The sequence below is a fragment of the Microbacterium sp. H6 genome, from assembly GCF_003314775.1.
Lineage (GTDB): Bacteria > Actinomycetota > Actinomycetes > Actinomycetales > Microbacteriaceae > Microbacterium > Microbacterium oxydans.
Map to the genome: position 1 here is coordinate 1 of NZ_QOAY01000065.1, position 9,679 is coordinate 9,679.

General features: G+C 68.9%; 7 protein-coding genes and 2 pseudogenes. 6 read left to right on the forward strand and 3 right to left on the reverse strand.

Features of this window, described 5'->3' with window-relative positions:
* Positions 1-43: 43 nt before the first annotated feature.
* The 3 genes and pseudogenes from DSP71_RS23100 to DSP71_RS04430 all read left to right on the forward strand — a co-directional run.
* Positions 44-442 (forward strand): annotated as a pseudogene (locus DSP71_RS23100) (transporter); the annotation flags it as partial.
* A gap of 186 nt (positions 443-628) precedes the next feature.
* On the forward strand, positions 629-1,216 hold the full coding sequence (locus DSP71_RS23105; protein ID WP_258546257.1) for a nitroreductase family protein: 588 nt from the start codon (positions 629-631) through the stop codon (positions 1,214-1,216).
* Between the two features lie 64 nt (positions 1,217-1,280).
* Positions 1,281-3,557, forward strand: coding sequence for an excinuclease ABC subunit UvrA (locus DSP71_RS04430; protein ID WP_218867278.1), 2,277 nt, complete (start codon positions 1,281-1,283; stop codon positions 3,555-3,557).
* A gap of 118 nt (positions 3,558-3,675) precedes the next feature.
* Here DSP71_RS04430 and DSP71_RS04435 read toward each other — a convergent pair whose 3' ends face one another.
* Both DSP71_RS04435 and coaBC read right to left on the reverse strand, forming a co-directional pair.
* Positions 3,676-5,898, reverse strand: coding sequence for an ATP-dependent Clp protease ATP-binding subunit (locus DSP71_RS04435; RefSeq protein ID WP_082738409.1), 2,223 nt, complete (start codon positions 5,896-5,898; stop codon positions 3,676-3,678).
* Between the two features lie 127 nt (positions 5,899-6,025).
* Positions 6,026-7,225 (reverse strand): bifunctional phosphopantothenoylcysteine decarboxylase/phosphopantothenate--cysteine ligase CoaBC, encoded by a 1,200-nt coding sequence (gene coaBC / locus DSP71_RS04440; protein ID WP_113680462.1) that lies wholly within the window; start codon positions 7,223-7,225, stop codon positions 6,026-6,028.
* A gap of 68 nt (positions 7,226-7,293) precedes the next feature.
* Here coaBC and DSP71_RS04445 point away from each other — a divergent pair, with 68 nt between their 5' ends.
* Positions 7,294-7,998: an NRDE family protein gene (locus DSP71_RS04445; RefSeq protein ID WP_113680457.1), complete on the forward strand. Its 705-nt coding sequence runs from the start codon at positions 7,294-7,296 to the stop codon at positions 7,996-7,998.
* A 98-nt stretch (positions 7,999-8,096) separates the two neighbouring features.
* On the opposite strand, the gene DSP71_RS04450 is transcribed toward DSP71_RS04445, so the two are convergent.
* Positions 8,097-9,071 carry a GlxA family transcriptional regulator gene (locus DSP71_RS04450; protein WP_113680458.1) on the reverse strand — a complete coding sequence of 325 codons (975 nt, stop codon included), beginning with the start codon at positions 9,069-9,071 and terminating at the stop codon, positions 8,097-8,099.
* An 85-nt stretch (positions 9,072-9,156) separates the two neighbouring features.
* Here DSP71_RS04450 and DSP71_RS21940 point away from each other — a divergent pair, with 85 nt between their 5' ends.
* Entirely contained in the window at positions 9,157-9,318 is a 162-nt protein-coding gene (locus DSP71_RS21940; protein ID WP_179515740.1) for a hypothetical protein, read from the forward strand.
* A 35-nt stretch (positions 9,319-9,353) separates the two neighbouring features.
* Positions 9,354-9,679 (forward strand): annotated as a pseudogene (locus DSP71_RS21945) (hypothetical protein); the annotation flags it as partial.

The following is a 9,679-nucleotide window of genomic DNA, read 5'->3' on the forward strand; positions in this document are numbered from 1 at the left end:
GATCCACGGCGGGTACATCCTGCCGCCGGTCGCCGGCGGATTCATCACCGCGACCGCCGCGGAGGCACTCGGGCTGCCGGGGCTCGGATGGGCGGCGTTCGGCGTCGGATGCCTCTTCTGGGTCGTGATGACGACGCTCGTGCTCGTGCGCCTGGTCGCCGGCCCCCCGCTGCCGGATGCGCTCACCCCCAGCCTGGCGGTGCTGATGGCCCCGCCGGCCGTCGGCGGACTCGCGCTCTTCGCCCTGACCGACGGCATCGCATCGCCGCTCTCGTCCGCGTTCGCCGGTCTCATGACGCTCCTCGTCGCCGCGCAGGTCGCCACCATCCCGCGTTACCGTCGGCTCCCGTTCACGCTCGGCTTCTGGTCGTTCACCTTCCCGGTCGCGGCCGTCGCGACCTACACGATCGCCTGGCTCGACGTCGCCGAGGTGTCGTCCGCCGGCCCCGTGGCCGTGGCGCTCGCGATCGCCGTCACGCTGTTCGTCACCGCGATCGGCATCCGGTCGCTGCGGGATCCGGCCATCGAGGGCATCCGGACGATCCGGGAATATGCATGCACATACATCTGTTGGCTCCCGTGTACCCGGACGAAGGAGTCCGATCCACTCCTTCCGAAAGGCACTTCTGTGAGCACCCCCGTGATCGACCGCACCGCCCCGACCGAGCACCCCGTCCTCGACGTCCTCGCCGGCCGCTGGAGCCCCCGCGCCTTCGACGCGCAGAACTCGATCGACGAGGCCAAGCTCGCGACCGCCCTCGAGGCCGCCCGCTGGAGCCCGTCCGCCAACAACATCCAGCCCTGGCGCTTCATCGTCGCCCGTCGCGGCACTGCACTCCACGCCCAGGTCGTCGACGCCCTGATGGGCTTCAACCAGGCATGGGCCGGCAACGCCGCGGTTCTCGTCGTCGCGATCGCGGAGACCGCCACCGCCGATGGCACCCCGATCACGCACGCACTCTACGACCTCGGCCAGGCGGTCGCGCACTTCTCGGTGCAGGCCCACCACGACGGCCTGCTCGTGCACCAGATGAGCGGCTTCGACCCCGAGGTGGTCCGTGAGTTCGCGGACCTCGAGGCCCGGTTCGCGCCGGTCACGGTCTTCGCCGTCGGCGAGTTCGGCGACATCGAGGCCCTGCCCGAGGTGCTGCAGCAGCGCGAGGTCGCCCCGCGCGTGCGTCGCCCCATCGACGAGACGGTCGTCCTCAGCGCCTGACCGCTCCCGCCGACGCTGTCAACGGGGTCTCCGGTTTGTCCGGGGGCCCCGTTAGCGTGTGCGGATGGATATGCTCCGCATCACCGGCGCACGGACGAACAACCTCCGCGACGTCTCCGTCGACGTCCCCAAGAAGCTGCTGACCGTCTTCACCGGCGTCTCGGGTTCGGGCAAGTCGTCGCTGGTGCTCGACACGATCGCCGCCGAGGCGCAGCGGCTCGTGAACGACTCCTATTCGACGTTCATCCGCTCGCGACTGCCGCAGCTGCCCGCTCCGGACGTGCAGGCGATGGACGGTCTGACGTTCACGGTGCTGATCGACCAACGTCGGTTCACGGGCAACGCGCGCTCGACCGTGGCGACCGCGACCGATCTGGCCTCGCTCGTGCGCCTCGTCTTCTCCCGCGTCGGCGAGCCGTCAGCCGGCTACTCCCCCGCGTACTCGTTCAACGACCCCTCCGGCATGTGCCCGACCTGCGAAGGGCTCGGCACGGTGTACGACATCGACATCGATGAACTGATCGACCCCGAGAAGAACATCGACGAGGGCCCGGTGCGGTTCAGCCTGTTCCGTCCAGGCGTGTACCGCTGGAAACGCTTCGCCTACTGTGGACTGTTCGACCGCGAGAAGCCGCTCAAGGACTACACGGCCGAGGAGATGGACCAGTTCCTCTATGCCGACAAGCTCAAGCTCGAGGACCCCGACCCGCGTTTCCCGCAGAGCGCGCGCTTCGACGGGGTCATCACGCGGATGCGCGACGTGTTCCTCAAGCAGCGTCCGGTGAAGATGTCAGCCTCCGTGCGCGAAGAGCTCGACCGACTCGTGACGCATCACACCTGCCCCGACTGCCGCGGCGCGCGCGTGAACGAAGCCGCGAGGGCCAGCCTCATCGCCGGGCGCTCGATCGTGGACTGGATGCGCATGCCGGTCTCCGAGCTGCACGCGCTGCTCGAGGAGTTCGACGACCCACGGGTGGCACCGGCGGTCGAAGGGATCCGTCATGCGCTCGACGCCCTGCTCTCGGTCGGCCTTGGCTACCTCGCGCTCGACCGCGAGTCGGCGACGCTGTCCGGCGGCGAGGCGCAGCGCGTCAAGATCGTGCGACACCTCGGCAGCGCGCTCACCGACGTCACCTACGTGTTCGACGAGCCGAGCACCGGGCTGCACCCCGCCGACATCCAGCGCCTCGTCGCCCTGCTCCAACGACTGCGCGATGCCGGGAACACGATCCTCGTCGTCGAGCATCACCCGCAGGTGATCGCGGTCGCCGACCACATCATCGACCTCGGTCCCGGTGCGGGGTCTGCCGGTGGGCTCGTGCAGTTCGAGGGGACGCCGGCCGAGCTCAGCGCCGGCGACACACTGACGGGGCGCCTGCTCGCCGAGCCGTTGCCGATCCGTCGAGCGACACGGGCACCGTCAGGCCGGATCACGGTGCGGGATGCGCGCTCGCACAACCTGCGAGGTTTCGACGTCGACATCCCGTTGGGCGTGCTCACGGCCGTCACGGGAGTCGCCGGTTCCGGCAAGAGCTCGTTCGCGACCGCGGAGCTGCCACGCCAGCACCCGGACTTCACGGTCGTCGGACAGGAACCGCTGCGCGGCGGCGTCCGATCCACGACCCTGAGCATCCTTCGCATCGCCGACACCGTCAGGGCGGTGTTCGCGGATGCCTCCGGCCTCGACCCCTCCTGGTTCAGCTTCAATTCCCGCGGGGCGTGCCCCACCTGTCGCGGCCGCGGCCACATCACGACCGAGCTCGCGTTCCTCGACGACGTGTCCCTCCCCTGCGATGCGTGCGGCGGGCTGCGCTTCAACCCGACCGCTCTGGCCGTGCAGGTCGACGGCGCCACGATCGCCGACGTGCTGGCGGCACCACCGGCCGAGGTCAGCGCCCTCTTCTCCGCCCATGCCGACGTGGTCGAGGCCCTGGCCTGGGTGCAGCGCACCGGACTGGGATACATCCCGGTCGGCCGGTCGCTCGACACGCTGTCCGGCGGGGAGAAGCAGCGTCTGCTGCTGGCCCGCCACCTCAGCGATCCGCACCGCGACCGGGCGGACCGCATCATCCTCGACGAGCCGACCTCCGGCCTGCACCCCTCCGACGTCGACACCATCAACCTCCTCTTCGACGACCTGCTCGAGGAGGGAGCGACGCTGGTGGTCGTGGAGCACAACCTGCGAGTGGTCGCCCGTGCCGATCACATCATCGACATCGGTCCGGGGGCGGGATCCGACGGCGGGAGCCTGATCTTCAGCGGGACGCCGTCCGAGATCGTGCGTGACGACGACTCCCTCACCGGTCGCGCACTCGCCGCGGCCTCCGGTCTGCGCGGCTGAGCCTGCACGAGAGTGCTGAGCCCGCACGTCAAAGCCGAGACCCCACGAGAAGAGGGACCCGCGGATCACCCGCTGGTCCCTCTTCTGTGTCCGAGCGGTTCAGCTCAGTCGTGGCGTGTCAGTCCTCGAGGAGCTCCGCCTCGATCACGTCATCCTCGTCGGAGTCGGAGTCGGCCTCGGGCTCCGGCGTCGTCGAGGTGAGCACGAGGCCCATCCCGTCGGCGGCCACGTCGACGCGAACCGTGTCGCCGTCGTGCACGTTGCCCGAGAGCAGCGCGGTCGCGAGCTTGTTCTGCACCTCGCTCTGGATGAGGCGGCGCAGCGGACGAGCACCGAACATGGGGTCGTACCCGCGCTCGGCGAGCCAGGCCCGCGCATCCGGAGTGACCGCGAGGGTGAGTCGCCGGTCCTTCAGCCGGTCGTGCAGCTGGTCGACCGAGAGCTCCACGATCTGTGCGAGGTCGTCTTCGCTCAGCGCCGAGAACATCACGATGTCGTCGAGGCGGTTCAGGAATTCCGGACGGAACGCCTGCCGCACGAGCGCCATCACCTGGTCGCGTTTCTCATCGGGTGCGAGCACGGGGTCGATGAGGATGGGCGAGCCCAGGTTCGAGGTGAGGATCAGGATCACGTTCGAGAAGTCGACCGTGCGCCCCTGCCCATCGGTGAGCCGACCGTCGTCGAGCACCTGCAGCAGCACGTCGAACACCTCGGGGTGCGCCTTCTCGACCTCGTCGAGCAGGATCACACTGTACGGCCGGCGACGCACGGCCTCGGTCAGCTGACCACCCTGCTCGTAGCCGACGTACCCGGGAGGGGCGCCGACGAGCCGGGACACCGAGTGCTTCTCGCCGTACTCCGACATGTCGATGCGCACCATGGCGTGCTCGTCGTCGAAGAGGAACTCCGCCAGCGCCTTGGCAAGCTCGGTCTTGCCGACACCGGTCGGGCCGAGGAACAGGAACGATCCGGTCGGACGACCGGGGTCGCTGATCCCCGCGCGCGAACGGCGGACGGCGTCGGACACGGCCTTCACGGCGTCCTTCTGCCCGATCAGGCGCTTGCCGAGCTCGTTCTCCAGGTGCAGCAGCTTCTCACTCTCACCCTGCAGCAACCGGCCGACGGGGATGCCGGTCCACGCGGCGATCACGGCCGCGATGTCCTCCTCGGTCACCTGCTCGTTGACCATGCGAGGCTCGCTCGACGCGGTGTCCTCCGCCTGCTCGGCCTCCGCGATGTCGCGCTCCAGGCGCTTGATCGTCTCGTACTCGAGCTTCGAAGCCTTCGTGTAGTCGGCATTGCGCATGGCGAGGTCGCGCTGCGTGATCGCGTCGTCGAGCTGCTTCTTGAGCTCGCCCACCCGGTTCAGACCCTGACGCTCGCGTGCCCAGCGGGCTTCGAGCTCGGCGAGCTGTCGCTCCATGCCGACGAGCTGCTCGCGCAAGGCGCTCAGTCGCTCCTTGGACGCAGCGTCCTTCTCGCGCTTGAGGGCGAGCTCCTCGAGCTTCATCCGGTCGACCTGACGCTTGAGCTGGTCGATCTCGACCGGAGACGAGTCGATCTCCATCTTGAGCCGCGACATCGACTCGTCGATCAGGTCGATCGCCTTGTCGGGCAGCTGACGCGCGGGCAGGTACCGGTTCGACAGGGCCGCGGCCGCAACGAGAGCACTGTCGGAGATGGTCACCCCGTGGTGCGCCTCGTACCGACCCTTGAGGCCGCGGAGGATCGCGATCGTGTCCTCGACAGTGGGCTCTCCGACGTAGACCTGCTGGAAGCGGCGCTCGAGCGCTGCGTCCTTCTCGATGAACTCGCGATACTCGTTGAGGGTGGTCGCGCCGATCAATCGCAACTCGCCGCGGGCCAGCATCGGCTTCAGCATGTTGGATGCGGCGACCGAGCCTTCACCGCCACCGGCGCCCATCAGCACGTGCAGCTCATCGATGAACGTGATGACCTGCCCGTCGGACTCGGTGATCTCCTTGAGCACCTGCTTCAGCCGCTCCTCGAACTGGCCGCGGTACATGGCGCCGGCCACGAGGGCGGAGATGTCGAGCGTGACCAGCTCCTTGTCCTTGAGGGACTCGGCGACGTCGCCGGCGACGATGCGCTGGGCGAGGCCTTCGACGACGGCGGTCTTACCGACGCCGGGCTCGCCGATCAGCACGGGGTTGTTCTTCGTGCGTCGGGTGAGCACCTGACTGACCCGACGGATCTCGCTGTCGCGTCCGATCACGGGGTCGAGCTTGCCTTCGCGGGCACGGTCGGTGAGGTTGATGCCGAACTGCTCGAGGGCGGACTGCTGCTCTTGGTTCTGGTTGCCGGTCTGCGGGGTGGTCATGCGCTCCTCCTGGAGTTGCTCCTTCTGGTCGTCTCCCGTCCACCAAGTCGGAGGACGGGATCAAAGTTGAGTCTTATTGACTCAAGTTTAGCACTCGCCGAGATTCTCCTCCAGTCCGTCCGCCTCGTCAGCGCTCCCGTCCGATCGCGTCCCAGATCGCGGACGCGACAGCGCGTTTGGAGCCGGAGACGATCGCCGCCACCGCACCCCCGGGGCCCAGGATGTGCACGGCATTCTCCGCGCTCTCGAACCCGCGCTCCCAGCCGACCTCGTTCACCACCAGCAGGTCGACACCCTTGCGCTGCTGTTTGCCGCGAGCGCGAGCGAGCAGTTCGGCCTCGTCCTCCGGAGTCTCGGCTGCGAAGCCGACGACGAGCTGACCCGGGCGACGTGCAGAGGCCAGGGCTGCGACGACGTCCTCGTTCTCGATCAGCTCGATGGCGGGTACCCCGCCGCCCTCCTTGGTGAGCTTGCGCTCCGAGACCGCGACCGGTCGGTAGTCGGCGACCGCGGCGGCCATCACGATCACGTCCGACTCTGCGGCCTCACGCTTCATCACCTCTGCGAGCTGGATCGCGGAGCCCACGCCGACGACGCGGATCGACGGATGCCGCACGTCGGCGAGCACGTCACCCGAGATGTTCGCCGACACCAGGGTGACCTCGGCTCCGCGAGCGGCCGCCTCCGCGGCGAGCGCCGCACCCTGCCGGCCGCTGGAGCGGTTGCCGAGGAAACGCACGGGATCGATCGGCTCGCGAGTGCCGCCGGCCGAGACCACCACCCGCACGCCGGCGAGGTCACCGGGAGCCAGCAGCGCCTGCGCGGCGGCGAAGACCTCCTCGGGTTCCGACATCCGGCCGGGACCGCTGTCACCACCGGCGAGCTCACCGTCGGCAGGACCCACCAGGTGCACACCGCGCTCCCGCAGGGTCGCGATGTTCGCCTGTGTCGCCTTGTTCCGCCACATCTCGGCGTGCATCGCCGGAGCGATCAGCACCGGGGCCTCGGTCGCGAGCAGGGTGGTCCCCAGGAGATCGTCGGCGAGCCCGGCAGTGATCTTCGCGATCGAGTTCGCGGTCGCCGGCGCCACGATCACGAGGTCGGCCGCCTGACCGAGAGCCACGTGCCGCACCCGTGCCACATCCTCGTGCACGCTCGTTGTCACGGGGTGACGACTGATCGCCTCCCATGTAGGCAGCCCGACGAAGCGCAGCGCATCCGCGGTGGGCACCACGGTCACGTCGTGGCCGCCCTTCGTGAGCAGGCGCACCAGATGCACCGTCTTGTACGCGGCGATGCCGCCTGTGACTCCGACCACGATGTTCACGTCTCGATTCTGCCCCAGCATCCACCGCCGCGGGCCGACGATCGTTCCGCCGACCTAGACTTGATGCCGTGTGCACGGTCGTGATCGATGTCGAGAATGCCGGATCCGCACGACTTCTGGCGGTCCGCGACGAAGACCCGCTGCGGGCCTGGGACTCCCTCGGAGCGTGGTGGCCGGACGACTTTCCGGGCGTGGTGGGTATCCGCGACCGCCGAGCGGGCGGCGCGTGGCTGGCCGCGAACCCGGCAGAAGGACGACTCGCCGTGCTGCTGAACCGCGCGGACGTGCGTGACCTCCCCGCAGCTCACGCGGTGTCCCGCGGCGCCCTCGCCCTGGAGTCGGTGACGGGCCGATCGCCGGTCGCACCACTGCCGATGCACGGCTTCAACCTGCTCGAGGTGGGTCCCGCCGGCGCGAGAGTGCTCTCGTGGGACGGCGTCGAGCTTCGCGAGACACCCATCGACCCCGGAACGCACATGATCGCGCACGACGATCTCGACGATGCGACGACTCCGCGGATCCAGGCGTGGCTGCCCGAATTCCGCGCCCTGGGTCCGACCGCCGACAGCGACGACTGGACGGCCGAGTGGACGGCCCTGCTCGCATCTTCGACCGCGCTCCCTCCGGAAGACGACAGGGCGATCATCCGCGACAACCGGCCGCACGGCTACCCCACGCAGTCCCTGCTCTACTGCATCGCCGCCGTCACCAAGGACGGGGTCGAGGTGCGCGACGTCGCACTGCCCGCACCTGCGCACTGGTCTGAACACTGAATCCGGCCTGAACACTGACCCTGGCTGAGCAGCGACCCCGGCTGGACACTGAATCCGGCCTGGACACTGAATCCGGCTGCGTGATGGACCCGCCCGGCTCAGGCCGCGGGCACCGCGGATTCCTCGGCACAGGAGAACCGCGCACGGTAGGCGGTGGGGGTCAGCCCGAGCACTCTCGCGAAGTTCTGCCGCAGCACAGCCGCTGAACCGAATCCGCAATCGTCGGCGATGTGCTCGAGCGGCAGGTCGGTGCGCTCCAGCATCCGCTGCGCGTGGATGATGCGCTGACGCGCGAGCCAGGCCGCCGGCGTCGCGCCGTATTCGGCTTTGAACCGGCGGGCGAACGTGCGCGGCGACATGAGGGCCCTGGCCGCCAGCTGGTCGACACCGAGGTCTTCGCGCAGGTGCTCGACAGCCCAGTCGGCGACCGCGGCGAGCGAATCGGTGGGGACGACGGGGATGGGGCGATCGATGAACTGTGCCTGGCCTCCGTCGCGCTGCGGGGGCACGACCATCCGGCGGGCGATGCGGTTGGTGAGCTCGGCACCCACCTCCTGCCGGAGCAGATGCAGGCAGGCGTCGATGCCCGCCGCGGTGCCGGCACTCGTGATGATCTTGCCGTCCTGCACGAACAGCACGTCGGGGTCGATGTCGATCTGCGGATACATGTCGGCCATGACGTGCGCGTACATCCAGTGCGTGGTGGCGCGTCGACCGTCGAGCACCCCGGCAGCGGCGAGGATGAACGATCCACTGCACACGCTCATCACCCACGCGCCGCGGTCGACCGCATGGCGGGCGACGTCGACCAGAAGCGGATCCACGTCGCCCCAGTTCTCCCGGGGAAGAGGGCAGAACACCACGAGGTCGGCTTCGTAGGCGAAGGTCAGATCGTGCTCGACGTTCACCGAGAAGCCGATCTTCGACGTCACGACGCCGGCACGGGGAGCGACGATGCGGAAGTCGAAGTTCGGCACCCCGTCATCGGCGCGGTCGAGGCCGAACGCCTCGCAGGCGACGCCGAATTCGAAGGGCGCGAACCCGTCCTGGATGACACAGGCGACCGTCTTCATACACACTCTCGGTTGGCAGTTTTCATACGTTCAGAGTCTATTCTGCCACTCGTGGCGGTTCGGCATCGAACGTAGCGTTTCTGCCATGATACTCCTCATCGCACTCCTCGCCCTCGCCGCGTGGGCCACGATCGCCACCTTCGTCGAACTGCGCCGCGACGGATACCGTCGCACCCCGACCGACTGGACGCGCCTCGCAGGACGCGATGTCGGGCAGCAGGCCGAGTCGGGGCACGGTTACCGCTGACCAGCACCATGACCGCGGGGGCTACGCTCGTCGTCATGAGCGAGCCTCAGCGACCTTCCGGTCCCCCCGCCCCGCACCTGCCCGCGTCTCCGCAGTACCCGACGACATCGCAGAACCCCGCAGCACCGCAGAACCCCTCCCCGCAGTACCCCGCCCCGCAGCACCCCGCAGCACCCCAGTACCCGCCGGCACCGCTTCCGTCTTATGGTGCGCCGCAGCACCCCGCTGACACGGGGAACCCGCTCGGAAGGGTCGCGTTCCTCATCGCGGTGATCGCTTTCGCCGTCAATCTCGTCATCTCGCTGACGGCGCCGTTCGCCTACTTCGCCGCTGACGGTTACGGCTGGTACAACGCCCTCTC